The 657-nt window shown below is 59.8% G+C and carries 1 pseudogene; it reads right to left on the bottom strand.

The annotated features are described in order from the left end of the window. Positions 1 to 565: 565 nt before the first annotated feature. Positions 566 to 657, bottom strand: a pseudogene (locus tag A37A_RS20710) (DDE transposase family protein); the annotation flags it as partial.

Below are 657 nucleotides of genomic sequence, written 5' to 3'. Positions count from 1 at the left end.
TTCCGCTTCGCCAAAGCCGTCCATGCCCCCATCTCATGAACTCTCCAGCCCCCAATACCCAAGCGGTCACTTCATCTGCCCTCGCGGCGGTCACTTCACTTGCTTACGACACACTTCCCTGATTGGCCTTGACGCGTTTCCACACCTCGACCATGTTCTCGCGCGAGAGGACCTGCGTCAACAGGTCGCCTCGCCCCAGGCCTTTCGGTCCGTGATCCGCTGGCCGAGCTTCATCGCGCCTCGTGGGAGAATGAGTTTCACCCATTTCTCTAGCGACGCGCCCAAGTTGCCCTGGCTTCTGCTGCGATGCCCTTCCAAGAGTCACGGCGTCCAGCCTTCCTTCTCGTTCGGTCCTTCGCCTAGGTTCCCAGGCTACTACAACCTCTGCTGACTTCTCGCTCCGCGTTTCCGCGTCCCCCTTTCAGGCGTAAAGCGAGATCTCCCCAGGTAAGTACGCGATCCTTCCTCGCGCGACCGCCAAATCTACGTCGCTTCTCCTTGACCACGAAAGCTTCGCGGTAGGTTGCCCGCTCGCCTTGATCTGCAGGGTCTTTTGTTTTGGAGTTCATGCGGCGGCGAGGATGGCCAGACATTGTTTAGGGGTGGAGCAGAATCGTTCGCGGAACTGCGGGAGGGATTGTTCGCCGAGGCGTTCGG

Origin of the sequence: Verrucomicrobium sp. 3C (assembly GCF_000379365.1) — a bacterium.
In the GTDB taxonomy this organism is placed as follows: Bacteria; Verrucomicrobiota; Verrucomicrobiia; order Methylacidiphilales; family Methylacidiphilaceae; genus Methylacidimicrobium.
Note: the sequence above shows the minus strand (reverse complement) of the source record. Positions and strands in the feature narration are given on the sequence as shown.